Origin of the sequence: Rhodococcus sp. 05-340-2 (genome assembly GCF_002258915.1) — a bacterium.
Classification (GTDB): domain Bacteria; phylum Actinomycetota; class Actinomycetes; order Mycobacteriales; family Mycobacteriaceae; genus Rhodococcoides.
On record NZ_NOYU01000039.1, the window covers coordinates 56,986 to 81,120 of the forward strand.

A 24,135-nucleotide genomic window follows, 5' to 3' on the forward strand; every position below is an offset into this window, starting at 1 on the left:
CTCACGCTCTAGGGAATCAGGCGCGCGTCTCGGTAGCGCTGAATCACCGAGGCGATGGCGTCCGGCGTGGACCGGAAGCCGAGGAAGCCGGCCTTCTTGGACTTGTTCATGTCGGTCAGGCATTCCATGTCGCGGCCGAGGTCGCCGTCGGTGTGCCACCACGACGCCAGACGGGAGACATCGCTCTCCACCAGATCGTGCTTCTCCGCGATGCGCTTCCACGCAGCGGCCGCGTCGGACATGCGGGGTTCGAGGGGACGCGGTTCGGTGTCGAAGCCCTCGGGCTCGACGCCGAAGTGCGCGGCGAACTGCGGCCACAGCCAGCGCCAACGGAACACGTCACCGTTGGTGATGTTGAAGGCCTCGTTGTGCGCATTGTCATCGGTTGCGGCCCAGACCATCTGCTCGGCAAGCAGGTCGGCGTCGGTGAGGTCGGTGAGCCCGTTCCACTGCGTTTCGGAGCCGGGAAAGACGAACTTCTCACCGAGTTCCTTGCAGATCGACGCGTACACGGACAGCGTCAGCATCATGTTCATTGCGTTGCCGACCGCGAAGCCGGAGATGGTGTGGGCGCGGTGCACGCTCCAACCGAATCCGAACTTCTCGGCACCGGCGAACAGTTCGTCTTCCTGCGCGTAGTAGAAGTTCGGGGTGTCGAGGCGATCCTCGGTCTCGTGGAACGGCGTCTCGGCCATCACTGCCTCACCATAGGCATCGAACGGTCCGAGGTAGTGCTTGAGGCCGGTCATCAGCGCGACGTGCTTCACCGACTCGAGGGGCCCGAGAACATTCAGCACATTGCGTAGGGTCGCCGAGTTGACCTCGATGTTCTCCTGCTCGGAGTCCTTCTTCATCCATGCGGTGAAGAACACGACCTCGGGGCGAACGTCCTTCAGAGCCTTCTCGAGCGAGGCCGGATCGAGCAGGTCCGCGGCCACCGGCACGACGCCGTCGACGGGGGTACTTCCGCTGCGACTCAGTCCGTAGGTGGTCCAGCCTGCATCGAGTGCAGCGTGGCACAGGGCCTGCCCGGAAATTCCGGTGGCACCGACGATCAGCGCGCGCGTGGTGTTCGTAGTCATCCGCACCGACTACCCACTGGAGCCGATGCAACACGTGACACGGCCCTCACATCAGAGCGAGTACCTGCTGGGCGACGAGAACGAGTGCGCCGGTTGCGGAGACACCGATCGCGGTGATGCGCAGGCGTCGACGATCGAGAACGCGATTGACCACGCGAGAGAGCAGGAAGCCGAGAACTGTCGCCGGGGCCAGGAACACGAACAGCGTCGCGGTATGGGCGTCCACTGCACCGGCCACCGCCAGTACCGCCAGAGAAATGAGTGATCCGACGAGGAAGAAGCAGCTCATGGTGCTGCGCAGTTCGGCTCCGGTGTTGCGTTGCCACACCAGGGCCATCGGCGGTCCGCCGATGGAGGTGGCCGTTCCCAGAATTCCCGACGCGGCCCCGGCCACCACCAGGTTTCGTCTGTGCGGCAACGGGACCCAACCGAAGGACGTCAAGGCGACGCCGCTCAGCACCACCAGCGCGAGCAGGATGGCCAGGCCGCGCTCGGGCAACAGCACGAGCAGCAGGGCGCCCACCGCCGATCCGGGTAGTCGACCGGCCAGCGCCCACCCGGCGCCCGAGAGGTCGAGGGCAGTGCGATCACGAACCAGGACGAGCACACTGACGACCACGGCGAGCATGATCAGCGTCGCTGGGATGAGCCCGGGGTCGACGATGGCCACGATGGGCGCGGCGAGCATGCCCATGCCGAATCCGATGGACGCCTGCATCGCCGACGCGAAGAAGATGGCAAGCGCGACGACGACGAATCCGGTGACGCTCAGGTCTGTCGCCATCACGTCCCGGCAGCGACGAGGCCGAGATTGCCTGCGGCGAGCGGATAGTGGCATTCGGCGATGTGATCGGCCTCGTCGGCGTCGAGCGCCACCGGGGGTGCCTCACTGGCGCACAGTTCGGTCGCTTTCCAGCAGCGTGTGCGGAACCGGCATCCCGACGGCGGATTCAGCGGCGACGGTACCTCGCCCTTCAGCAGGATCTTCGTCCCGCGGTTCGACGCGTCGAGTGTGGGTGCGGCCGACATCAGCGCCGCGGTGTACGGGTGCGCGGGACGCTCGAACACGGCTTCGGTAGCGCCGGATTCGACGATGCGGCCCAGGTACATCACCGCGACGCGGTCGGCGACGTGTCGGACGACCGACAGATCGTGCGAGATGAACACGTACGAGATGCCGAGTTGCTTCTGCAGGTCGTTGAGCAGGTTGAGCACCTGCGCCTGGACCGAGAGATCGAGTGCCGAGACCGGCTCGTCGCAGATGATCACGTCGGGGTTCAACGCCAGGGCCCGCGCGATGCCGAGGCGCTGGCGTTGACCGCCGGAGAACTCTTGCGGGAATCGGTTCTCGTCGCTCGGTCGTAGGCCCACCAGATGCAACAGCTCACGCACTCGTGCGGAGCGATCGCGGCGAGTCTTGTACAGGCCTTTGTGAGTTCGCCACGGCTCGCCGATGATGTCACCTGCCGTCATCCGCGAGTTCAGCGAACCGTACGGGTCCTGGAACACCATCTGTACTCGTCGACGCCACGCGAGGAGTTCCTTGCCGCGCAGGGCGAACGGATCGATGCCGTCGAAGGCCACGGTGCCCGAGTCGGGTCGTTCGAGCATCATCAGCGTGCGCGCGAGAGTGGACTTGCCGCAGCCGGATTCACCCACCAAGCCGAGGGTCTCGCCGCGTCGCAGATCCAGGTCGATGGCGTCGAGGGCGCGGAGCTTGCCCCGGCCGACGTCGAAGGTCTTGTTCAGTCCGCGCACGGTCAACAGTTGTTCAGACATGGCTGGATACCTCGTTCGGGAAGTGGCAGGCCGACATCCGGCCGTCGCCGACGGATTCGAGCGGAGGGCGTGTGCTGACGCAGATGTCGCGGGCGATGGGGCAACGGGCCTGATAGACGCACCCGTCGGGAATCGAATGGAGATCCGGCGGGGTGCCGCCGATCGACTTCAGATCCTCACCGCGGACGGCGTGTACAGGGACCGAGTCGAGCAGTCCCTTGGTGTACGGGTGGCGCGGTTCGCCGAACACCTCGGACACCGGTCCGGTCTCGACGACGTTGCCCGCGTACATGATCGCGACCCGGTCGGCTTCCTCTGCCACCAGGGCGAGATCGTGGGTGATGAGGACGACGGCCATGTCGTGCTCGGTGCGCAGTTCCTTCAGCAGAGCCATGATCTGCGCCTGGACCGTCACGTCGAGCGCGGTGGTGGGTTCGTCGGCCAGCAGTACCGACGGACTCAGGGCCACGGCCATCGCGATCAGCAGTCGCTGACGCATGCCGCCGGAGAACTGATGCGGGTAGGAGTCGGCGCGCGATTCGGGCTCGGGAATGCCGACGCGGGCCATGAGTGTGATCGCCTCGACGCGTGCCTGTTTGGCCGACATGCCTCGATGGATCCGAAACGGTTCGGCCAGTTGCGTTCCCACGGTGTAGACGGGATTGAGTGCCGTCAGTGCATCCTGGAAGACGATGGCCAGTTCGGTGGCCGCGATGGTGCGTCGCACCTTGGTCTTGGCGGTGACCAGATCGACGTCGCCCAGCTCCACCGAGCCGCCGGTGATGTCGGCGATCGGTTCGAGCAGACCGACGATGGCCTGGGCGGTCATCGACTTGCCGCAGCCGGATTCACCCAGCAGAGCCAGGGTTTCACCGCGGCGGGCGCTGAAGGTGACGTTGTCGACGGCGCGAATGACGCCCGACGGCGTCCGCAGATCGACCGTCAGTCCGCGGACGTCCAGAGCGATGCTGCCGGTATCGGAACGCCGAGGTGCGGTTGCCGGTGCGCTCATGAGACGACCTTTCGTGCGGGGATCAGGCGAGACCGCTTGGAGCGGGGGACATTGAGTCGCCACCGCTGTGCCGGATCGGTGGCGATGCGGGCCCAGGCGGCGAGGACGGTGGCCGAGACGGTCGTCAGCACGATGGCCAGGCCGGGGAAGAAGGAGAGCCACCAGGCGGTCTGCAGGTAGGTACGGCCCTGCGAGACCATCAGGCCCCACGAGACGTCGGGTGGCTGAATGCCGATGCCCAGGAAGCTCAGTGACGATTCGGCGAGAATGACGAAGCAGAAGTCCAGGGTGGCGACGGTGAGCAGGGTCGGCAGCAGAATCGGGGCCACGTGGCGTCGGATCACCGATCCGCTCTTCGCGCCGAACGTACGGGCGGCATCCACGAACAGCCGACTCTGCAGTTCGGCGGACTCGGCGCGGGCGGTACGCAGGTAGATGGGGATACGCGTGACCGTCAGGACCAGAACGATGTTCGCGGCACTGGGCGAGAAGACGTAGAGCACGACGACGGCCATCAGCAGCGACGGGAAGCTGAGGATGACATCGGCGACGCGCATCGCCGCGGTCTCGCGCCAACCGCGATGGAAGCCGGCCCACATCCCGATGAACGAGCCGATGATCGCCGAGAGGATCACCGCCGGAATGGCTACCGACAGTGTGGTTCTGCTGGCCACGATCAACCGGGCCAACATGCTGCGCCCCAGAGGATCTGTGCCGAGGATGTTCATCCAACCGGTGTCGAGGGTGAACGGCGGCAGGTTGGAGCGGTCGAGGTCCTGATCGGTAGCAGCGTCACCGACCAACATCGGGCCGAAGATCGCGGTGAGGAAGACCAGCACCAGAATCGCGGCGGCGACGGTGGCGACCCTGTCGCGCAGGAGCAGCTTCCACAGCGGGGCCGACGCCTTGCGGGCCTCCACCGGACTCTGCGGTGGAACATCCTCGGGTTCGGACGTTTTCGGTGCTTCGAAGTCGAGTGACATGTTCTTACCTAGACCTTCACCTTGTCGCGAACCCGGGCGTCGAGCAATGCATAACAGGCATCGATGACGATGTTGAGCACGAAGATGCTCACCGCCGTCAACAGCACGGCCGCCTGCAGAACGGCGAAGTCGCGCTGCAGGATGGCGTCGATCATCAACTTTCCGATGCCGGGCCACCCGAAGATGGCCTCGACGACCACCGCGCCGTTGACGAGTCCGACCATCAGGTCGCCTGCAACCGTGAGCGCCGGTGCCGCGGCGTTGCGCAGGGCGTGGTGGGTGACGACCCGAAGATCGCCTGCCCCTTTGCTTCTCGCGAGCCGAACGTACGGTGCCGACAGTGCCGAGACCATCGCGCCACGCACCACCTGAGTCAGCACGCCGAGGGGTCGAATGAGCAGCGTGGCGATCGGCAACACCCACGAGAGCATTCCGCTGTCCACGCCCGAGGTGGGCAGCCAGCCGAACACGATGGCGAAGACGTAGACGCCCATGATGGCGAACCAGAAGTCAGGGATGGACGCGGCCGTCATCGACAGCAGGCTCGAGATGCGATCGGCCAACGAGTTCGGTCGGTACGCAGCCCAGCAGCCGATGATCACGGCACCGAGGATGGCGAGGAACATCGTCGCGAAGGCGAGCTGCAGCGTTGCGGGGAAGGCGCGCAATGCCATTGCCGACGCGTCCTCACCGGTGCGGAGCGACTGCCCGAAGTCGAGTTGGACGACGCCCTTGAAGTAGTCCATCAGCTGCGTCAGCACCGGCTGATCGAAGCCGTTGGTGGCGCGAAACGCCTCGCGCTGCGCCTGGGTGGCCGACTCGGGTAGGTACAGGCTGGTGGGGTCGCCGGTGAGACGAGCGAGGAAGAACACGCCCAGCAGGACGACGAACAGTGGGATCAGGCTGGTGTAGATCCGTCGGCGCAGAAATCTGAACATGTCAGGGCCTCTCGGTATCGGCGCGCGTCATCGCGGCCAGGTGCATTTCGTCGACCGTGGCCGAGTCCGGCGTGTAGTCGACCGAGGCGGCCTTGGCGAGCACCCCGTTCATGTGGGCGATGTAGGCCATCTGCATGATGTCCTTCGGTTCGTCGGCGAACACCTGGGCGTATGCGGCCTGCCTGTCTTCTCCGGTGAGTGCACCGGCGGCAGCGATCTCCTTGTCGAAGTCCGCTGTGCCGTAGGCACTCTGGAATCCGTCACTGGTGAAGTACTGATCGACGGTGAAGGCGGAGTCGCCGGCCTGGTTGCCGTGCTGAATCACCAGCAGATACGGCCCGACGTCCGGGAACGGACGTTCCTGGTATTCGGCGGTACCGGCGGCGTCCATCATTTCGATCTTGACGTTCATGCCGATCTTGGACAGTGAGTTCTGGATGACCTCCACTGTCTCGTTGATCTTGGGGAACTGTCCGGTGCGTCCGATCAGGCGGATCTCGGTGTCCACCGGTACCCCGTCTGCTCGTGCCTCGTCGATCAGCGTGCGGGCCTGGTCCATGTCGTATGGCCACGGCGTCAGGTCCTCGTTGTAGCCGACGACGCCCTCGGAAATCAGTTGTGCTGCAGGTGAACCGAGTCCCCTGAACAAGGCCTTGACGATGCCGTCGCGATTGATCGCGTAGTTGATCGCCTGCCGCACCCGCATGTCGTCCAGCGGTGGCTGAGCGGCCTGGATGCGGAGCGCCGTCGTTTCGTTGTTGGGGTACGCGACCCCGAGGTCTCCTGCACCGTCTTCCGGTCCGACGGAGGTTGCGATCTCGGCCTCGCCGTTGGTCACCATCGAGGCGCGGACGCTGCCCTCGCTGCGCCACTGGTACTCGGCCCTGGCGTACTCGGGCTTCGGACCCCAGTAGGTCTCGTTGCGTACGAGCGAGAGCTTCTGGCCGTAGTCCCAACGCTCGATCGCGAACGGTCCCGTTCCGATGGGCTCGCGTACCCGCTCGGTGTAGCTGGCTGTGCGCGGGACCATCTCCACGAACGACAGGCGCAGCGGCAGAATCGGGTCGGGTTCCGGCGACTGCACGGTCAGCGTCATCGGGTCGACCGCCGTGACCACCAGATTCGCGTCGCCGAACACGTAACCCTCGACGTTGCAGCCCAGTTCCGAGTTGACAGTGCGATCGATGGAGAACGCGGCGTCCTCGGCCTCGAAGGGACTGCCGTCGCTGAACGTCACACCGGGGTGGATCGCGAACGTCCATTCGGTATCGGAGGTCTGCTCCCACGAGTCGGCGAGCTTGGGTTCGAGATCGCCGGTGCTGGGATTGCGCTCCATGAGCGGCTCGGTGATGTTCGAGCGCGTCACCACACCCACCGATGTCAGTGAGACATCGCAGGCTTCGAGGGTCGGCGGCTCCTGCGGCAGAACGATGCGGAGAGTATCTGCGCGGCTCGGTCCACCGTTGTTGGAATTGGCGACGGTGCAACCGCTCACGACAAGTGAAAATGACAGTGCGCCAACGGCTATTGCGGCGACGCGATGGGTCCGTCCCTGCTGCACGAAGAGTGCAGGGCTCATGGTGGCCTCCAGTGGGAAAAGGATCCGCGTCTGCAAGTCGCAGCCGAATCTGTGACGGTAGACACACGGTATGAGCGGGCTGTCTCCACCGTCAACCGGACGAAATGCCCTTTCCGGCCAGTTTTGTGGGTCACAGGGACAGTTTCGATGAGGCCTGAATCACATCTGTAGTGGACTGACCAGGTCGGATGTAGGGAAGACCGGACGGGTCTGCATCGGCAATGCGTCGTTCATGCCGTTTGGGTATCGGTCCATGTTATTTCCGTGTTGGACAGGTATTCGAGGAGCGGCATACCGTACAGGAAACGCGCACGTTCCACCATCTCGCGAGGAGAACAATGGTCACCGTCAGCTCGCAGAGTTCCTCTGTGTCTCAACCGGATTCGCAACAGGGCGGTCGAGTGCTCCGAGTCGGTCCGCTCAAACCGTCGCTGATGGACACCTTGGTTGCCGAGTACGACGCGCTGGAACTGCCCGAAGGCGATGGTCGTGACGAATTCCTCGATGCGCACGGCGAATCGATCACCGCGGTGGTCACCTCCGGCCGCACCGGCGTCGATGCCGCGTTGATGGAGCGATTGCCGCAGCTCGGAGCCGTGGTGAACTTCGGCGTCGGATACGACACCACCGATGTCGACGCCGCAGCAGACCGCGGCATCGCCGTGAGCAACACCCCCGACGTGTTGACCGACTGTGTGGCGGACCTCGCTGTCGGTCTGGTGATCGACACCGTGCGTGGGCTCTCGTCCGCCGAGCGTTTTGTGCGCGCCGGCCGCTGGCCTGCCGAGGGCAACACGCCACTGACGCGCCAGGTCACCGGCAAGCGCGTCGGAATCATCGGACTCGGGCGGATTGGTTCGGCAATTGCCGATCGGCTCAACGGATTTCGCTGCGAAATCTCGTACCACAATCGCAAGGAGATCGACAGCTCGCCCTACGTCTACTCGGCCAGCCCGACAGCGCTCGCCGAGAACGTCGACGTACTGATCGTCGCCGCGTCCGGCGGTTCGGGAACTGCACATCTGGTGGATCGCGCGGTGCTCGAAGCGCTGGGACCGCAGGGATATCTGGTCAACGTGGCCCGCGGAAGCGTCGTCGACGAGGAAGCGCTCATCGAGTTGCTCGCCGCCGGGCAGCTGGCCGGAGCCGGTCTGGACGTCTTCGCCCACGAACCGAACGTGCCCGACGCCCTGCTGGCGATGGACAACGTGGTGCTGCTGCCGCACGTGGGAAGCGCAACGGTGGAGACCCGCGCCGCGATGGAAGCGCTCACGCTCGAGAACCTCGATCGCTTTCTGGCCGGCGGCACCCTCGTCACGCCGGTGACGCAGTGACCGTCGTCGTCGGCTACTCGCCGACCACCGAAGGAAAAGGCGCGCTGCCCTTCGCATTCCGCGAGGCGCACATGCGTGGAACGGATCTGATCGTCGTCGCCGAGGACAACAGCGCGTCCGACGCCGACTTCGCTGCCACCGTCGAATCGGCTCGCGAGGAGGCCTCGGCCGTTGGTGTCACGACGAATATCCACGACAACGAAGCCGGTCGCTCGCACGCCGACAATCTGATCGACCTGTCGTTCGGCGAACAGACACAACTGGTCGTCATCGGCATCAGGCGTCGATCGCCCGTGGGAAAGTTGTTCATGGGCAGCATCTCTCAGCGCGTTCTCCTCGAGGCGCACTGCCCGGTGACGGCTGTGAAGCCGCCGGTGGGGACACCGCGGTAGTTCGGTCGGCGGCCGGCGGAGGATGTCGTCGAGGACGTTGCAGCACGCCGCCCAGAAACTCGTAGGCACGAAACTTCGGGCGGTTACGCGCTGATCCATCTCTCCAAAAATTTGGCGTAGCGGTTTCTGGAATTCAGTGGTGCTCGAACTGGCATGTCGATTTCGTGTCGGTGGGTCCGGCTACGGTTTCAATACTCGCGGGGGAGAGCATGGCGGGGGGTGTCGGGCCGTCTGAGGCCAACCACTCGGCAAGGTCCCCACCCGCATGTCTCGACCGCACCCGAAAGGAACCCGGCCAGTGCCAGCACAAGCCTGGATCACCCTCATCGTCGGTTTGATTGCCGTCGTAGGCGTGGTGGGAACCGTCAGCCAGCGCACTCGGGCGGACAACCGTTCTCAATCCTGGCAACGCATCACCTGGTGCCTCGAGAGGACCGTCAGCGAGAACGACGACGAAGCCGCACTCGGCTGGAAAGTGTTCGGCACCGTTGCCACGACTCCGTTCATCGCGCGCACCGATCGCGACACGCTGCAGGCGATCGCAGATCTCACCGTGAAGCCACAGGACGACCTGGCGGAACCTGCCGAAACCGGCGACAATGAAAACGACACAGAGACGGAGGACCCCCGATGACCACCACCGAGAACCGCCCCGCGGGCCGTGGACGCTCGATGAAAGTCCGGTCCGCAGCCGCCGAAGCATCCATCAAGCTCCGCGAGTACGACAATAAGCCCGTCCCGCAATGGCTCCGTGACGTCGCAGCTGGCAAAGACACCAAGCCGCCCAAAGACTGAGCAACCTACGAACCGACGAAGGCCCGCCACCGACCATGGGGCGGGCCTTCGAGGCGTACGGCTCGATCACCGGCGCGTCACGACCACTCCCGCGTCGGGAGCACATCGGTCATGAAGCGGTGCAGTGCCGGGTTGTCGTTGTCCACGCGCCAGGCCGCGTCGAGCTCGACGGGGCGTTCCTTCACGGTCCGAACCGGCCGGAAGACAACACCTTCCGGCCGCATGGTCGACGCCGATTCCGGTACCAATGCCAATCCGATGCCGGAACGAACGAGCACCAGCATCGTGTGCACTTGGGTCACGTACTGGACGTAGCGCGGGGTCACGCCGACGATGGTGAACGTACTGATGAGCAACTCGTGGAAGTACCGCGCATCGACCGGTGAGTACATGATGATCGGCTGCTCGTCGAAGTCCTCCACCGACAGTTCGTCCTTCTCGGCCAGCGGGTGAGAGTCGGGCATCGCTGCGATCAACGACTCGTGCAGCACCGGCCGGGACGCGATCCCCGGTCGCTTGAGTGGTGGCCTGGCCAAACCGAGATCCAGATCGCCGACGGCCAAGGACTCCATCTGCACTGCCGAGACCATCTCGCGTAGAACAAGTTTCACGTCCGGCAGCTTTTCGCGCGCGGCGTCGAGCAACTGCGGGAGTACTGCATGGGCCGATGCGCCGGTGAATCCGACGACCACGGTCCCCAGGTCCCCGGTGGGTACGCGACGGACGGTGAGCAGTGCGCCCTCGGCGAGGTCGAGGATGCGTCGGGCCTCGGGAAGGAAGGCCAATCCCGCGGCCGTCAGGGTCACCGACCGGCTCGTGCGGTCGATCAGCTGCACGCCGACTTCGCTCTCGAGCTGTTGGATCTGCCTGCTCAGGGGCGGCTGAGTCATGTGCAGCCGTTCGGCAGCGCGACCGAAGTGCAATTCCTCGGCGACGGCGATGAAGCAGGAGAGCCTGTTGAGCGAGAACATCGATTCATTCCTTGCATCGCGGAGTGAGTTCTGTTGTGCCTCTGTAGATCAATCTAACTCACCGGCCGCGCCCGGACGATTGACAACCTTCTCTCCGGTAAGAGTAGAGTTGCCCGCGGAGTGGACGCCACATCGATCGCAGTCCCTCGCACCCATCGAACGGAGTTGTCGTGTCTCGAGCTGCCCAGGTGCCTGCCACCGCCGTCGAAGACGTTTCGGTGCTGGGTGCGTTGCGCTCACCCCGGCGGCTCAAGACCGAGGTCCTCGCGGGCCTGGTGGTGGCGCTGGCGTTGATCCCGGAGGCCATCTCGTTCTCGATCATCGCCGGGGTCGATCCGCGCGTCGGGCTGTTCGCGTCGTTCACGATGGCCGTCACCATCTCCATCGTCGGTGGTCGGCCGGCGATGATCTCCGCCGCCACCGGAGCGATTGCCCTGGTCGTCGCCCCGTTGGCGCGTGAATACGGCCTCGACTACCTCATCGCGGCGGTGATCCTCGGCGGAGTGTTGCAGGTGGTGCTCAGCGTGCTCGGCGTCGCCAAACTGATGCGGTTCATCCCGCGCAGCGTCATGGTGGGATTCGTCAACGCGCTGGCGATCTTGATCTTCACTTCGCAGGTGCCATATTTGATCGGGGTGCCGTGGCTGGTCTATCCGATGGTTGCCGTGGGCCTGCTCATCATGTTCTTCCTGCCCAAGCTCACCACCGTTGTGCCGGCTCCGTTGATCGCCATCGTGATACTCACCGGCGTCACACTCGTCTTCGCTCTCGCGGTTCCCGATGTGGGCGACGAAGGAGAACTGCCGTCCTCGCTGCCGTCGTTCCTGATCCCGAATGTGCCGTTCACGTTCGACACGCTGAGCATCATCGCCCCGTTCGCACTCGCCATCGCCCTCGTTGGGCTGCTCGAATCTCTGATGACGGCCAAGCTCGTCGACGACATCACCGACTCGCACTCCAACAAGACCCGTGAGGGCTGGGGTCAGGGTGTGGCGAATCTGGTCACGGGATTCACCGGCGGCATGGGCGGTTGCGCGATGATCGGCCAGACCATGATCAACGTCAAGGTCTCCGGAGCCCGCACTCGAATCTCGACGTTCCTCGCCGGCGTCTTCCTGCTCATCCTGGTCGTCGGTCTCGGCGACATCGTCGCGCTGATTCCGATGGCCGCGCTCGTCGCAGTGATGATCATGGTCTCGATCGGCACCTTCGACTGGCACAGCATCGACCCGAAGACGTTGCGCCGCATGCCCAAGAGCGAGACCCTCGTCATGGTCGCCACGGTTGCGGTCACCGTCGTCACCCACAACCTCGCGTACGGCGTGCTCGTCGGTGTCATCACTGCAATGGTGCTGTTCGCCCGACGGGTCGCCCATCTGACCGAGGTGGTCGACGTGGCCCATCCCGACGAGGACACCAGGGTGTACGCGGTGAAGGGCGAGTTGTTCTTCGCGTCGAGCAACGATCTGATCTATCAGTTCGACTACGTCGGAGATCCGAAGAACATCGTCATCGACATGTCCGAGTCGCACATCTGGGACGCATCGACCGTGGCGACCCTCGACGCCATCACGACCAAATACGCCGCCAAGGGCAAGACGGTGAAGATCGTGGGGCTGAACGCGCCGTCCACCGAGCGGCACGACCGCCTCAGTGGAAACCTCGGTGCCGAGCACTGACTAGGGTGGGCTGTCGAGGAGAGGCGGCACATGGCAGACGACGGCATGCACATGCAGATCGGACAGGTAGCTCAACGAACCGAGCTGTCCATCCGCACGGTTCGTCATTACGACGACGTCGGCCTCGTCACGCCCTCTGCTCGGACCGTCGGCGGCTTCCGGCTCTACACCGAGTCCGACGTCGCACGACTGCTCGTCATTCGTCGGATGAAGCCCCTCGACTTCACGTTGGCCGAAATGAAACAGCTACTCGAATCCCTCGACGTTCTGGGCGACGAGAACGCGACGGACGACGCCAAGTCGTCGGCCGCGGCCTTCGTTCGTGAGTGTCACACCAAGGCCGAGGAAAGCTGCCGCACGTTGCGGCGGCAGCTCGCCTACGCCGAGGAACTGACCGATGTGCTGTCCACCCGTGGTGCGGCAGCCCAGATCTGACCGGACCGGCTCTAGCCGTCCACGACCACCGGGACGATCAGGGGCTGACGGCCCAGGGTCTGCTTGGCCCACCGTGCCGATTCCTGCACGATGCGCTTCTCGATGTTCTCGCGAGAAGCAACCTTGACGTCGCTCTCGCGCGTGAGGGTCTTGCCGATCGCCTTGGCCAACGAGTCGAAAGCGTTTGCCTCGTGGGCAAATCCGCGTCCGATGAAGTCGACGTCGTCGACCAGCAGGCCGGTGTCTGGATCCACGATCGCGATAACGGTCAGCACGCCCTCGTTCGCCAGCAAGCGACGCTCGGCCAGCGAATCCTCGGTCACACCACCGACGGCACTGCCGTCGACGTAGATGAGTTCGATGGGGACGGAGCCGGTGATCTGCGCGACGCCGTCGAACAGGTCGATGACGCTTCCGTTCTCGGCGATCAACACTCGATCGCGGGGAACGCCGGTCCTGATCGCGAGATCGGCGTTGGCGCGCAGATGTCGCGACTCACCGTGTACGGGAAGCACATTGGCGGGTTCGAGGATGTTGTAGCAGTAGACCAACTCGCCTGCGCTGGCGTGACCGGAGACGTGCACCTTGGCATTTCCCTTGTGCACCACGCGTGCACCCTTGTCGACGAGACCGTTGATGACGCGGTAGATCGCGTTCTCGTTTCCGGGAATGAGACTGCTGGCCATCAGTACGGTGTCGCCGTCGCCCACCTTGATCTGATGCTCACCCGACGCCATCCGCGACAGCGCGGCGAGAGGCTCGCCCTGCGATCCGGTGCAGATCAAGGTGATCTTGTTCGCCGGAAGTCGGTTGAGCTTCGGTAGATCGACGACGAGCCCGTCGGGCACATCGAGGTAGTTCAGATCGGTGGCAATCTTCATGTTGCGCACCATCGATCGGCCCACGAACGCAACCTTGCGGCCCTGCGCGTGCGCGGCGTCGAGAACCTGCTGGATGCGGTGCACGTGGCTGGCGAAGCTCGAGACGATCACGCGCCCCGAGGTTTCGCGGAACACCTTCTCGATGGCCGGGACCAGATCGCGTTCGGAGACCATGAACCCGGGAACTTCGGCGTTGGTCGAGTCGACGAGGAGTAGATCGAGCCCTTCCTCGCCGAGGCGTGCGAAGCTACGGAGATCTGTGATCCGGCCGTCCAGCGGGAACTGGTCCATCTTGAAGTCGCCGGTGTGCAGCACAAGCCCGGCGTCGGTGCGAATGGCGATGGCAAGACCGTCGGGGATCGAGTGGTTGACGGCGATGAACTCGAGCTCGAACGGGCCTTCCTGACGGGTTTGCCCCGCTTCGACCTCGATCAGCTTTGTCGAGACCTTGAACTCCTCGAACTTGGCAGCCAGGAAGTGCAGTGTCAGACGTGACGAGATGACGGGGATGTCGCCGCGCTCGCGCAGCAGGTAGGGAACGCCGCCGATGTGGTCCTCGTGTCCGTGGGTGAGGACGATCGCGACGACGTCGTCGAGACGATCGCGGATGCAACTCCAGTCGGGGAGGATGACGTCGACGCCGGGTTGGTGCTCTTCGGGAAACAGGACGCCGCAGTCGACGATCAGCAGTTTTCCGTCGTACTCGAACACGGTCATGTTCCGGCCGATCTCGCCGAGACCGCCGGTCGCGATCACGCGAAGGTGCCCTGCCTGGAGCGCGGAAGAGGATCGCTTTCTCGGTGCGGCGGGGGATCTGCGGTTCCGTGGTGATCTCGACATGCCTCTTACGCTACGGGGGGCCTCCGACCTGGTGTCGACCCCGGTCCGAAGACTGTCGATTTGCATCAACTCTACTCTTGCGTAAGAGTATGGATTAGTTTCCTGACTGTTTCTCCCCACCCGATGTGTGCGGGACGCGTGAGATGCCCATCGGGCTCCACGAACAAAGCCTTCGGGTGCAGCGATGCGCCCACCCCTGGATGAGAGCGGCCGTTCCTCGGCCTGTCCTGTCCATCGATCACGAATGGAGAGATATGAGCGACTCCGCCGAGCGGATTCCGACCGTCATGGGTGCCCTGCGGTCCCCCCGAATGCTGAAGACCGAGGTGCTGGCCGGCCTGGTTGTCGCGTTGGCGCTGATTCCCGAGGCCATAGCCTTCTCGATCATTGCGGGTGTCGATCCGCGAGTGGGCCTGTTCGCGTCCTTCACGATGGCCGTGTCCATCGCGTTCCTGGGCGGTCGCCCCGCGATGATCTCTGCGGCCACCGGGGCGATTGCGCTGGTCATCGCTCCGGTCGCCAAGCAGTACGGCCTCGACTACTTCATCGCCACGGTCATCCTCGCCGGTGTGCTCCAGGTGGTTCTCGGAGTCCTCGGCGTTGCCAAGCTGATGCGCTTCATTCCTCGCAGCGTCATGGTGGGATTCGTCAACGCATTGGCAATTCTGATCTTCACCTCGCAGTTCCCGTCGCTCATCGGTGTTCCGTGGCTGGTGTACCCGCTGGTGGCCGTCGGTCTGCTGATCATGTTCTTGCTTCCTCGGATCACCTCCGTCGTTCCCGCGCCACTGGTGGCAATCGTGCTGCTGACCGTGGCCACGGTGGTGTTCGCGCTGAACGTCCCCAACGTCGGTGGCGAGGGTGAATTGCCGTCGAGCCTGCCCACGCTGCTCTTCCCCGACGTGCCGTTGAACCTGGAAACCTTGAGCATCATCGCTCCGTACGCGTGTGCCATGGCCATCGTCGGGCTGCTCGAGTCGCTGCTCACCGCCAAGCTCGTCGACGACGTCACCGATTCGCACTCGAACAAGACCCGCGAGAGCTGGGGCCAGGGTGCGGCCAACGTCATCACCGGCTTCTTCGGTGGCATGGGTGGTTGCGCGATGGTCGGCCAGACGATGATCAACGTAAAGGCCTCGGGTGCCCGGACGCGCATCTCGACGTTCCTGGCGGGTGTGTTCCTGCTGATTCTCGTGGTCGGTCTCGGCGACATCGTGGCGCTGATTCCGATGGCCGCACTCGCCGCCGTCATGATCATGGTTGCGATCGGCACGATGGACTGGCACAGCATTCATCCGAAGACGTTGCGGCGCATGCCCAAGAGTGAAACAGCAGTCATGCTGGCAACCGTGGTCGTCACCGTCGCCACCCACAACCTGGCGTACGGCGTGGTCGTCGGCGTCCTCACCGCGATGGTGCTGTTCGCCCGACGCGTGGCGCACCTGACCGAGGTCGTCGACGTGGCCCATCCGGACCAGGACACCCGCGTCTACGCGGTGAGGGGCGAACTGTTCTTCGCGTCGAGCAACGATCTGATCTACCAGTTCGACTACGTGGGAGATCCGAAGAACGTCGTCATCGACCTCAGTGGGGCCCATGTCTGGGATGCGTCCACGGTCGCGACCCTCGACGCCATCACCTCGAAGTACGAGGCGAAGGGCAAGCATGCCCAGATCACCGGCCTGAACGCCGCATCTGCCGAACGGCACGTCCGATTGAGTGGACAGCTGTCGGGCGGGCACTGAGCCGAACGTAGTGCGTCTTCCTCAGCCGGAATTGGCGGCGAATGTGGTGCACGGACACCGTCACCTCGTGGGCCGTTCCACGAATTCGGAAACGCAGATGCGCGCTTGCTCGGCTGTCGTGTGTCCGGCCATCACCAGCGATCCGAGCCCGTGCATGAAAGCCATGCATTGCCTGGCAAAGCCAGCGGCTTGCACCTCCGACAGCTGCGGATACCGAGTCCGATAGAGACCGACGAGATACTCATGAATCGCGGACAGGTGAGCGCGGTACGCATCGGCTACGGGCGATTCGGTTGTGATGGAGAGTAATTCGAGTGAGACACCGACACGATGGAGCGAGCGGCTCTCGTCGTCGGTGGGTAACGCTTCGAGGAGGAAGGTCTCGATCGAAGAGTGCTCGCCTGCGGATGGAGCGTGCTGCCACCGCTCCACGCTGCGGAGGGACAGGCGTCGAAGCGCGGAGTGCAGCAGTTCGTCCTTGCTGTTTCCGTAGTACTGCACCAATCGAAGTGACACACCCGCTTCGGTAGCGATGGCGCGCATGGTGACCGCCTCGAGGCCGCCGTGAGAAAGGAGGCGTTCGACCGCGTCGAGAATCTGCGTGGTCCGTTGTTCGTTGGTCATTCCATTCGCCCCCTCCGCTTGATACATTCGTATCAGTTATACGCATGTATCAAAGGGGAAAGATGGCCGCACGTCGCGCGCTGTGGGTGGCGTCAGTAGCGCAACTTGTCGTCGTACTGGATGTGTCGGTTCTCAACGTGGCACTCCCGTCCATGCAGCGTGACCTGGGCCTTGGCCCCGCCATGACGTCGTGGGTCGCTACGGGGTACAGCGTTGCGTTCGCGGGTGCACTCCTGGCGGCCGCGCGATTTGCGGACGGTCTGGGCGCTGCGCGCGTTCTGTTGTGGAGCACGGTGGCATTCACGGGCGCGAGCATCCTGGGCGCTCTGGCCGTGACCGGGTGGATGTTGATCGGGGCACGCATCGGCCAGGGTCTCGCGGCCGCCGCGTTGTCTCCGGCAACGTTCACGCTACTGACCGTGACCTATCGAGAGGGGCCGGATCGGACGCGCGCGATCGCACTGTGGACCGCAGTGAGTGTGGCAGGCGGCGGGATCGGCAACATCGTCAGCGGGGCACTGACCGAATTCGTCTCCTGGCGTTCGGTTCTGTTGATCAACGTGCCGATCGGTGTGCTCGTAGTGGTCGCTGCCCGAGCCCTGATCTCCGGGCGGCCGACTCCCGTGGCGGAGGTGAGGTGGTCGTCGGTCGCCGCGTCGGTCCTGGCGTTCGGGTCGGCCGTGTACGCGTTGTCGCTGTTCGCCGAGCGCGGTCGCATTTCCGGACCGGTGCTCGTGGCGTCGGCGCTGAGTGTGGCGCTGGCCTTGGCCTGGGTGCGGCGAGACAGGGCAAGCGCGGTACCGCTGATCCCGCCGAGCTTGTGGCGTCGACCTGAAATCGCCTTCGGAACTGCAGCGACGGCGCTCACCGCTGTCTGCTTCCAAGTGAGCATCTGGTACTTCCTGACGTTCCGCCTCCAACAGGACTGGGGGTACTCACCGCTCAAGACAGGCCTCGCGTTTCTCCCTCTCACGGTGACGCTGATGGCGGTGAACCTCGCCGTGGTGCCTCGACTGCTCGACCGAATGAGTGCCCGCGTTCTGATCAGCACCGGAGCGCTGATCGCCGCCTCGGGTGTGTGGTGGATCGGGTGGTCGTCGACGGAGCAATTCTGGCTCGCAGTTCTTTGCCCTTCGCTTGTCATCGGAATCGGCGGAGGCCTGATGAACACTCCGCTCGCCACCGTTGTGACCTCGGGCGTAGCGCAGGAAGAGGCTGGGGCGGCGTCCGGCCTGATGAACACGGCCAAGCAATTCGGTGGGGCCGTCGGCCTGTCGGCCGCGACCGCAGCCACCACGGTGTCAGATAGCGAGCGTGCTCCGTACCTGGTGATGGTCGTTGTCCTGGTAGCAGCCGCCGCACTCGCAATGCGCCTCGAGGATTCCAGGGCGAAGGGCTGTGGATCGAGCGATGTTCGTTGATCGGCACTCGCGCTCCGAAACCATTGCGGAATCGCGCGTCATCACTTTAAAGTGATGACGCGCGTCATCGGATTGCGCCTCGTGTGGGAGGGATTCGTCAGCATGCATATTCACACCGTGGTGATCATCGGCAGCGGCTTCGGTGGCCAGTGCGCAGCGAAGGCATTGCTCGATAGAGGCATCGACGACCTCGTCATTCTGGAGAGACGGCCCTTCCTGGGTGGCACGTGGAAGCAGAATCGCTACCCGGGCGCAGCCGTCGATGTGCAGAGTCCGCTGTACTCGATCGCGTCCGAACCGTTCGAGTGGACGCGCATGTTCGCCGAACGCGATGAGCTCGAGCGGTACACCGACCACGTGCTCGAATCCAACGGTCTGCCGGCGAGAACCCATGTCGACACCGACGTCCAGAAGATCGAATGGGCCGGAGACCACTGGACCATCACCACCTCGCGGGGCGACTACGCGGCGAAGTTCGTCGTCAACGCGTCGGGACCACTCAGTACACCCGTCATACCGCCGTTCCCCGGCCGAGAGAAGTTCCAGGGCACCCAGTTCCACACCAACGACTGGCACACCGAGTACGACCATGCCGGCAAGCGAGTAGCGATCGTCGGGAGCGGTGCCAGTGCCGCGCAGGTGATTCCCGCGATCCAGCCCGACGTGGCGCACCTGCACGTCTTCCAGCGCACTCCGCACTGGGTGATGCCACGTCACGATCGCGAATTCACGCCGCTGCAGCGCAGGCTGCTGAAGTTGGAACCGATCCGCAGGCTGGTCCGCGCCGGGATCTACTGGAGTCTCGAAACTCGCATCATCGGCTTCAAGTACTCACGGACGATGTTGAAGGCGGTGGCGCAGCGAACTGCGTTGAAGCACATCGAGTCTCAGGTTCCGGATTCCGACCTTCGAGCGAAGGTCACCCCGGACTACGTCATCGGGTGCAAGCGGGTTCTGCTGTCCAACACGCTCTATCCCGCGCTCGGGCAGGCGAACGTCACCCTGCACGACAAGAACGACGGCATCGCGGAGATCACCGAGACCGGAATTGTCACCACCACCGGCGAACACGTCGATGTCGATCTTCTGGTGTGGTCCACCGGATACGACGCCACCGACGGCGTCATCTCGTACCCGGTGATCGGCCGAGACGGCGTGGCTCTGTCCGACGTCTGGGATCCCTACCCGCGCGCCTACCTCGGCACGACGGTCCCCGGATTCCCCAACCTGTTCGTCGTCACCGGACCCAACACCGGAATCGGTCACACCTCGGCCATCTTCCTCATCGAGGCGCAGATGGAGTACATCGTGCGGGCGGTCGACGCCGTCCGGCAGGCGGGTGCAACGGCCATCGAGGTCACTGCCGCCGCCGAGCAGCAGTACACCGACACGATTCACCGCGACATGGAGGGAACCGTCTGGAAAGACGGCGGCTGCCACAGTTGGTACCAGTCGAAGTCGGGGCACGTCGTAGCCATGTTCCCCGGCTTCAGCTTCACCTTCCGTCGCTGGGCCAAGCGTTTTCGGCCGGAAGCCCATCACATCCACCGGTCATCCACCGCGGTGACTACGAAGAACGAGGTTTCGGCATGAGCAAGCACACCGGCCAGGTAGCGCTGATCACCGGAGCGGCAGGCGGTATCGGTTCCGCCGTGGCGACCGCACTGCATCGACGCGGTGCCTCGATCGTTCTGGTCGACATGGCGTCGACCGATCTCGAGGCGGTGGCGGGGAAGCTGGGCAACAAGCGCGTGGCGATCGCCTACGCCGACGTCACCGTGCGGGAGCAGCTCGACGCGGCCGTCGCCACCGCGATCGACACTTTCGGCAAGCTCGATTTCGTGATGGCCAACGCCGGAATCTCCAGCGGTGCACAGGCATCGACCGTTCGGTCGATCGAGGACGGAGTCTTCGAGCGGGTCATCGGCGTCAACCTGATCGGCGTCTGGAACACGGTGCGTGCCGCCCTTCCGCACATCGTCGAGTCCGGGGGCTACGTGCTGCTCACCTCGTCGACGTACGCGTACCTCAACGGCCTGGCGAATGCGCCGTACGCGGCATCGAAGGCGGCGGTCGAACAGCTCGGTCGTGCTCTGCGTGCGGAACTCGCGGGCACGAAAGCGACTGCTGGAGTGCTGTATCCGGGGTGGGTGGCAACTCCGATCGCCGAAGTCGCGTTCGGCGGCGACGACGTCGCGACGGCCATGATCGACCGCGCCTTCCCCACGCCGCTGCTCCGCCCGATCACACCGGACAAGCTCGCGCGCGTGGCCGTTCGAGGGATCGGACGGCGGGCTGCGCGCATCGCCGTGCCCGGTCGCTGGATCCCGATCTCGCTGTTGCGTGGCATCGTCAACCCGGTCATGGACGCCATGATGGAGCGGGACGCCGAATTGATCCGTCTCACTGCCGAACTGGATGCCCGACGGTCATGAGTGCAGCGCCGGAAGCCGCCGGCCGCGCCTACGGCGGTGAGAGCGCGGCCGACCGCGACGACCGTAGGCGGCGGCAGCTTCTGGACGCCGGCCTGCGGGTGTTCGGCAGCACCGGGTACCGCGCCGCGACCGTCCGCGGACTGTGCCGCGAGGCCAAGATCGCCGACCGGCACTTCTATCAGTATTTCGACAAGACCGAGGATCTCCTGCTCGCTGTTTACGCGGAATGCATTGCACACCTGACCGACTCGGTGTCCGGGGCCATCACGGAGGTGGAGACGGGCAGCGAGATCAGGGCTGTCGCCGAGCAGTTGCTCGAGCCGTTCTTTCGCGTCGTCGAGGACCCGCACCTCGCTCGCGTGGTGTGGATGGAGGTGCTCGGAGTCAGCCCTCGCGTGGAGCAGACGTACCTGACAGTGATGCAGCAGTTCGGGACGCTGTTGCTCGGCTACCTCCGCACGTTCGCCGGCGACGTACCGTCGGGCCCCGATTTGGATGTCGACCTGCTCGCCACCGCTGCGATCGGCGGAATCAGCCACACCGCGATGACGTGGTACCAGAGCGGTTATGTCGCGGAGCGGCGCATCGTCGTCGCCACCATCGCGACCATGCTTGCCAATATCGTTGCGCCGCTGACGAACACAGGGTCCGAGGGTCGAGAGAGTTAACGCACCGGCACAGTCCTCTTCAGGAACTCCAGCTGCTCTTCGATGATGATCGGGAACAACGGCTGCACGTAGGGGTCGAAGTGGCCGCCCTTGTGGATGTGCACGGTGGCGTCGGGAATCTTCGCTGCGATCTTCACGGTGACGTACGCCGGCGTGACCACGTCGTCGGACATGATCTGCATCAGAACGGGGCAGGTGATGTTCGACGCGGTCTTGCCCGGCGAGTACAACCCGATGCGCAGGAGTATCCGCGCAGCAACGGTTTCCGGGTAGTCGCCGTCGGTCAATCCGGATTCGGCGAGGAGGAGGTCGCGGCCGGGGACGGCGTCGGGTGAGGTCATCACGGCTCGATCGCCGGGGTTGCCGACCGAGTCGACGTACAGGGGTGACCTCCCCCGCACTGCGCGGATCTGGTCGATCACCGCTGACGGGGCGAGCTTGACGGTGCGCCGAAGTCCGGTCGCCCGCACGGCTGCGATCCCGTCCACGTGCGGGATCTGGGCGATGACGGCGGCGAAGTTCTCTCCTGTGCCGGCCCGGGTGAGCACGTGTCCGCCGGCGAAGGAGGTACCCCAACCGACGATGCGTGCCGAGTCGACACCGTCGAGTGTCCGGGCGTAGGCGACGGCGTTGCGCCAGTCGACGAGTTGCTTGCCGATGTCGAGCAGCTGCCGCGGCTCACCGTCACTGTCACCGAAGTGGCGGTAGTCGAAAACGAGAACCGTGTAGCCGGCGCGGGCGAAGACCTCCGCGTAGGCGAAGAGGCGAATGACACGTGGGGTGCCGAATCCGTGGGCCATGACCACGGCAGGAGCGTCGACCGTCGTGCCCGTGGGCCGATACACCGCCACAGCGCAGCGGACTCCCTCCGAATCGAACCATTCGTCGGTACGGCTGTATTCGGGCTGGTCGTCGGCGCTCATGTGGTTGTCCTTCTTCGTTCTCTTGATCGTCATTCAAGAAAATAGCACCGTCTTGAATGACGATCAAGATACGATGATGCAATGCCGCGCAACCGTCGACCCGTCGATCGCGCCGAGAAGCGCTCCGAGATCGTGAACGCCGCCCGCTCGCTGTTCGTCGACGACGGCTACGAGCACACCCCGATGGGTCGAATCGCCACCGCTGCCGGAGTGACCACCAATACGATCTACTGGTATTTCGGCGACAAGGACGAGCTGCTCGTCGGGGTACTCGACGACATTCACACCGAGGCCCTCGGTCGATTCGGTGCTCTCGCGGCGCAATCGGTGAACGAGCAGGTCCTCTGGGTGGTCGACGAGCTGGAGAAATATCATCGACTGGTCGATACGGTGCACTCGCGAACGTCGGTAGCTGCCTGTATCGACAAGTGGCACAACGATTTCCATGCGTTGTGGGAACAGTGGATCGCCGTCGAGCTACGCAACGCCGGCGTAGATGACGCCGACATCGAACCGACGACACGAATGATCGTCTTCGTCATCGAGGCCATGCTGACGCACCCGCAGGACGAGGCGTCGAAACGGGCCATGATCGATCTGCTGTTCCGCAAGGTCGGCGTCCGACGTTGACCTACTCGTGGACGGTTGTGCGGTTCCGCCCGAGATTCTTGGACTCGTACAACGCTCGGTCGGCGCGCGCGAGGGTGGCGCGGGCGGCTTCGCCGTCCTGCCGGCTGGCCACTCCCGCCGAGATCGTCACGTCCTTCGGTAGCTCCGTCCGAACGCGATCGACTGCGTCGCGTAGTTCGGCGGCTGTGCCCGTGATGCACAGCACCGTGAATTCATCGCCGCCCGAGCGGCTCAGCAGGTACCGCCGCGGAAGGCAGGTGCGTAGTGCGGACGACACGATCTCGAGCGCGCGATCACCGGCCGCATGACCGTGGTCGTCGTTGATCACCTTGAAGCGATCGATGTCCACCACTGCGATGGCGTCGATCTTTCCGCTCGCCACCGTTCCCGGCCGAGCGTCCAACTCACGGGTGAGGCGCCGTCGATTCGGGAGCTGGGTGAGGTGGTCGATCTCGGAGGTCGAGGCCACGCTCTGGACCCAGGCCGCGGAGATCGCGATGGCGACGAGCACCAGTTGGGCGTTGATCACCAGGACGGGATGGATACCGCCGACGACGGCACCCAGGTACGCGACGTACACGGCGTTGAGAACCGTCGTCCGCCAGGCGATGCGGTTGGGCAGCACGATGAACGCAGGCGTCACCAGAAGTAGCTGGAGGAAGATGCCGGACATGGCCGCGATGGCCCCGCCCGCCGCGCTGCAGAACAGGGCGATGCTCGCCAGACCGGACAGGTGCATCGCCAGGTAGAGGCGTCGAGAGAGCACCGGTGCCGCCGCGATCATGTAGATGCCCAGTGCGCACCATGCCACCGCCAGGACGAGCAACACGGTCGCCGCCCGAGGCGAAGCCCCGACGACGGTGACGACACCCACCAGTCCACTGACGAGGCAGTTGACCCCGGACGTTCGCGCGACCGGCGCGGGGGAATATTGCCAACCGGTGTTCACACGACAGACCTCTCGCACGGATCCCCACGACCCGGAGCGA

At 64.5% G+C, this 24,135-nt stretch carries 24 protein-coding genes; 12 read left to right on the plus strand and 12 right to left on the minus strand.

The genetic code is table 11. From position 1 onward, the window contains the following. Positions 1 to 8: 8 nt before the first annotated feature. Genes CH271_RS23955 through CH271_RS23985 form a run of 7 tightly spaced genes read right to left on the minus strand, consistent with a single transcriptional unit; the run spans position 9 to position 7,373 of the window. Positions 9 to 1,082 carry an SDR family oxidoreductase gene (locus CH271_RS23955; protein WP_094635179.1) on the minus strand — a complete coding sequence of 358 codons (1,074 nt, stop codon included), beginning with the start codon at positions 1,080 to 1,082 and terminating at the stop codon, positions 9 to 11. 46 nt (positions 1,083 to 1,128) lie between these two features. Further along, complete coding sequence (locus CH271_RS23960; protein WP_094635180.1) at positions 1,129 to 1,866, minus strand: sulfite exporter TauE/SafE family protein; 738 nt, start codon at positions 1,864 to 1,866, stop codon at positions 1,129 to 1,131. Next, the gene (locus tag CH271_RS23965) at positions 1,866 to 2,861 is read right to left on the minus strand and encodes an ABC transporter ATP-binding protein (RefSeq protein ID WP_037196069.1); all 996 of its coding nucleotides are present in this window, start codon (positions 2,859 to 2,861) and stop codon (positions 1,866 to 1,868) included. Before CH271_RS23965 ends, CH271_RS23960 begins: the two co-directional genes overlap by 1 nt. Then, on the minus strand, positions 2,854 to 3,873 hold the full coding sequence (locus CH271_RS23970) for an ABC transporter ATP-binding protein (RefSeq protein WP_094635182.1): 1,020 nt from the start codon (positions 3,871 to 3,873) through the stop codon (positions 2,854 to 2,856). Before CH271_RS23970 ends, CH271_RS23965 begins: the two co-directional genes overlap by 8 nt. After that, on the minus strand, positions 3,870 to 4,856 hold the full coding sequence (locus tag CH271_RS23975; RefSeq protein ID WP_094635184.1) for an ABC transporter permease: 987 nt from the start codon (positions 4,854 to 4,856) through the stop codon (positions 3,870 to 3,872). Before CH271_RS23975 ends, CH271_RS23970 begins: the two co-directional genes overlap by 4 nt. Positions 4,857 to 4,864: 8 nt before the next feature. Continuing rightward, a complete protein-coding gene (locus tag CH271_RS23980) occupies positions 4,865 to 5,794 on the minus strand; it encodes an ABC transporter permease (RefSeq protein ID WP_037196062.1) in 930 nt (309 codons plus the stop codon). A 1-nt stretch (position 5,795) separates the two neighbouring features. Continuing rightward, on the minus strand, positions 5,796 to 7,373 hold the full coding sequence (locus CH271_RS23985; protein ID WP_094635351.1) for an ABC transporter substrate-binding protein: 1,578 nt from the start codon (positions 7,371 to 7,373) through the stop codon (positions 5,796 to 5,798). A gap of 338 nt (positions 7,374 to 7,711) precedes the next feature. On the opposite strand from CH271_RS23985, the gene CH271_RS23990 reads away from it, so the two are divergent. The 4 genes from CH271_RS23990 (at position 7,712) to CH271_RS29015 (ending at position 9,894) form a co-directional block, all read left to right on the plus strand. Further along, a complete protein-coding gene (locus CH271_RS23990) occupies positions 7,712 to 8,707 on the plus strand; it encodes a 2-hydroxyacid dehydrogenase (RefSeq protein WP_179274830.1) in 996 nt (331 codons plus the stop codon). Beyond that, positions 8,704 to 9,099, plus strand: coding sequence for a universal stress protein (locus CH271_RS23995; protein WP_094635185.1), 396 nt, complete (start codon positions 8,704 to 8,706; stop codon positions 9,097 to 9,099). The genes CH271_RS23990 and CH271_RS23995 overlap by 4 nt, the downstream gene beginning before the upstream one ends. A gap of 298 nt (positions 9,100 to 9,397) precedes the next feature. Further along, positions 9,398 to 9,733 (plus strand): hypothetical protein, encoded by a 336-nt coding sequence (locus CH271_RS24000; RefSeq protein ID WP_037196056.1) that lies wholly within the window; start codon positions 9,398 to 9,400, stop codon positions 9,731 to 9,733. Beyond that, positions 9,730 to 9,894: a hypothetical protein gene (locus CH271_RS29015; protein ID WP_156399697.1), complete on the plus strand. Its 165-nt coding sequence runs from the start codon at positions 9,730 to 9,732 to the stop codon at positions 9,892 to 9,894. The genes CH271_RS24000 and CH271_RS29015 overlap by 4 nt, the downstream gene beginning before the upstream one ends. A 77-nt stretch (positions 9,895 to 9,971) precedes the next feature. Here the strand turns inward: CH271_RS29015 and CH271_RS24005 are convergent, their stop codons facing one another. Then, entirely contained in the window at positions 9,972 to 10,865 is an 894-nt protein-coding gene (locus CH271_RS24005; RefSeq protein WP_094635187.1) for a LysR substrate-binding domain-containing protein, read from the minus strand. A gap of 170 nt (positions 10,866 to 11,035) precedes the next feature. On the opposite strand from CH271_RS24005, the gene CH271_RS24010 reads away from it, so the two are divergent. Further along, positions 11,036 to 12,544 (plus strand): SulP family inorganic anion transporter, encoded by a 1,509-nt coding sequence (locus CH271_RS24010; RefSeq protein WP_256986531.1) that lies wholly within the window; start codon positions 11,036 to 11,038, stop codon positions 12,542 to 12,544. A gap of 30 nt (positions 12,545 to 12,574) precedes the next feature. After that, positions 12,575 to 12,979, plus strand: a complete 405-nt coding sequence (locus tag CH271_RS24015; RefSeq protein ID WP_094635190.1) for a MerR family transcriptional regulator — start codon at positions 12,575 to 12,577, stop codon at positions 12,977 to 12,979. Between the two features lie 11 nt (positions 12,980 to 12,990). Here the strand turns inward: CH271_RS24015 and CH271_RS24020 are convergent, their stop codons facing one another. Then, positions 12,991 to 14,616, minus strand: coding sequence for a ribonuclease J (locus CH271_RS24020; protein ID WP_094635192.1), 1,626 nt, complete (start codon positions 14,614 to 14,616; stop codon positions 12,991 to 12,993). A 338-nt stretch (positions 14,617 to 14,954) separates the two neighbouring features. On the opposite strand from CH271_RS24020, the gene CH271_RS24025 reads away from it, so the two are divergent. Beyond that, positions 14,955 to 16,445: a SulP family inorganic anion transporter gene (locus CH271_RS24025; protein ID WP_094635194.1), complete on the plus strand. Its 1,491-nt coding sequence runs from the start codon at positions 14,955 to 14,957 to the stop codon at positions 16,443 to 16,445. Between the two features lie 60 nt (positions 16,446 to 16,505). On the opposite strand, the gene CH271_RS24030 is transcribed toward CH271_RS24025, so the two are convergent. Then, positions 16,506 to 17,069 (minus strand): TetR/AcrR family transcriptional regulator, encoded by a 564-nt coding sequence (locus CH271_RS24030; protein WP_179274831.1) that lies wholly within the window; start codon positions 17,067 to 17,069, stop codon positions 16,506 to 16,508. 62 nt (positions 17,070 to 17,131) lie between these two features. Between CH271_RS24030 and CH271_RS24035 the strand changes: the two genes are divergently transcribed. Genes CH271_RS24035 through CH271_RS24050 form a run of 4 tightly spaced genes read left to right on the plus strand, consistent with a single transcriptional unit; the run spans position 17,132 to position 21,593 of the window. Further along, positions 17,132 to 18,490: an MFS transporter gene (locus CH271_RS24035; RefSeq protein WP_094635197.1), complete on the plus strand. Its 1,359-nt coding sequence runs from the start codon at positions 17,132 to 17,134 to the stop codon at positions 18,488 to 18,490. 54 nt (positions 18,491 to 18,544) lie between these two features. Beyond that, entirely contained in the window at positions 18,545 to 20,083 is a 1,539-nt protein-coding gene (locus tag CH271_RS24040; RefSeq protein WP_256986534.1) for a flavin-containing monooxygenase, read from the plus strand. Further along, positions 20,080 to 20,925: an SDR family NAD(P)-dependent oxidoreductase gene (locus CH271_RS24045; RefSeq protein WP_094635199.1), complete on the plus strand. Its 846-nt coding sequence runs from the start codon at positions 20,080 to 20,082 to the stop codon at positions 20,923 to 20,925. The genes CH271_RS24040 and CH271_RS24045 overlap by 4 nt, the downstream gene beginning before the upstream one ends. Further along, the gene (locus CH271_RS24050; RefSeq protein ID WP_094635201.1) at positions 20,922 to 21,593 is read left to right on the plus strand and encodes a TetR/AcrR family transcriptional regulator; all 672 of its coding nucleotides are present in this window, start codon (positions 20,922 to 20,924) and stop codon (positions 21,591 to 21,593) included. The genes CH271_RS24045 and CH271_RS24050 overlap by 4 nt, the downstream gene beginning before the upstream one ends. Here CH271_RS24050 and CH271_RS24055 read toward each other — a convergent pair. Further along, positions 21,590 to 22,516: an alpha/beta hydrolase gene (locus CH271_RS24055; RefSeq protein ID WP_094635354.1), complete on the minus strand. Its 927-nt coding sequence runs from the start codon at positions 22,514 to 22,516 to the stop codon at positions 21,590 to 21,592. The two genes, CH271_RS24050 and CH271_RS24055, sit on opposite strands and share 4 nt — an antisense overlap. 81 nt (positions 22,517 to 22,597) lie before the next feature. On the opposite strand from CH271_RS24055, the gene CH271_RS24060 reads away from it, so the two are divergent. Then, on the plus strand, positions 22,598 to 23,146 hold the full coding sequence (locus CH271_RS24060) for a TetR/AcrR family transcriptional regulator (RefSeq protein ID WP_037196042.1): 549 nt from the start codon (positions 22,598 to 22,600) through the stop codon (positions 23,144 to 23,146). 1 nt (position 23,147) lies between these two features. Here CH271_RS24060 and CH271_RS24065 read toward each other — a convergent pair whose 3' ends face one another. Then, complete coding sequence (locus CH271_RS24065) at positions 23,148 to 24,095, minus strand: GGDEF domain-containing protein (RefSeq protein WP_094635202.1); 948 nt, start codon at positions 24,093 to 24,095, stop codon at positions 23,148 to 23,150. Positions 24,096 to 24,135 lie beyond the last annotated feature (40 nt).

Excerpts from the sequence above, each read along its gene's own strand:
- CH271_RS24005 (WP_094635187.1), bottom strand. The coding sequence starts at position 10,865 with ATGTTCTCGCTCAACAGGCTCTCCTGCTTCATCGCCGTCGCCGAGGAA.
- CH271_RS24030 (WP_179274831.1), bottom strand. The coding sequence starts at position 17,069 with ATGACCAACGAACAACGGACCACGCAGATTCTCGACGCGGTCGAACGC.
- CH271_RS23980 (WP_037196062.1), bottom strand. The coding sequence starts at position 5,794 with ATGTTCAGATTTCTGCGCCGACGGATCTACACCAGCCTGATCCCACTG.
- CH271_RS24015 (WP_094635190.1), top strand. The coding sequence starts at position 12,575 with ATGGCAGACGACGGCATGCACATGCAGATCGGACAGGTAGCTCAACGA.
- CH271_RS29015 (WP_156399697.1), top strand. The coding sequence starts at position 9,730 with ATGACCACCACCGAGAACCGCCCCGCGGGCCGTGGACGCTCGATGAAA.
- CH271_RS23975 (WP_094635184.1), bottom strand. The coding sequence starts at position 4,856 with ATGTCACTCGACTTCGAAGCACCGAAAACGTCCGAACCCGAGGATGTT.
- CH271_RS23985 (WP_094635351.1), bottom strand. The coding sequence starts at position 7,373 with ATGAGCCCTGCACTCTTCGTGCAGCAGGGACGGACCCATCGCGTCGCC.
- CH271_RS23960 (WP_094635180.1), bottom strand. The coding sequence starts at position 1,866 with ATGGCGACAGACCTGAGCGTCACCGGATTCGTCGTCGTCGCGCTTGCC.
- CH271_RS23955 (WP_094635179.1), bottom strand. The coding sequence starts at position 1,082 with ATGACTACGAACACCACGCGCGCGCTGATCGTCGGTGCCACCGGAATT.
- CH271_RS23970 (WP_094635182.1), bottom strand. The coding sequence starts at position 3,873 with ATGAGCGCACCGGCAACCGCACCTCGGCGTTCCGATACCGGCAGCATC.
- CH271_RS24045 (WP_094635199.1), top strand. The coding sequence starts at position 20,080 with ATGAGCAAGCACACCGGCCAGGTAGCGCTGATCACCGGAGCGGCAGGC.
- CH271_RS23965 (WP_037196069.1), bottom strand. The coding sequence starts at position 2,861 with ATGTCTGAACAACTGTTGACCGTGCGCGGACTGAACAAGACCTTCGAC.
- CH271_RS24060 (WP_037196042.1), top strand. The coding sequence starts at position 22,598 with ATGCCGCGCAACCGTCGACCCGTCGATCGCGCCGAGAAGCGCTCCGAG.
- CH271_RS24025 (WP_094635194.1), top strand. The coding sequence starts at position 14,955 with ATGAGCGACTCCGCCGAGCGGATTCCGACCGTCATGGGTGCCCTGCGG.
- CH271_RS24040 (WP_256986534.1), top strand. The coding sequence starts at position 18,545 with ATGACGCGCGTCATCGGATTGCGCCTCGTGTGGGAGGGATTCGTCAGC.
- CH271_RS24035 (WP_094635197.1), top strand. The coding sequence starts at position 17,132 with ATGGCCGCACGTCGCGCGCTGTGGGTGGCGTCAGTAGCGCAACTTGTC.
- CH271_RS23990 (WP_179274830.1), top strand. The coding sequence starts at position 7,712 with ATGGTCACCGTCAGCTCGCAGAGTTCCTCTGTGTCTCAACCGGATTCG.
- CH271_RS24050 (WP_094635201.1), top strand. The coding sequence starts at position 20,922 with ATGAGTGCAGCGCCGGAAGCCGCCGGCCGCGCCTACGGCGGTGAGAGC.
- CH271_RS24055 (WP_094635354.1), bottom strand. The coding sequence starts at position 22,516 with ATGAGCGCCGACGACCAGCCCGAATACAGCCGTACCGACGAATGGTTC.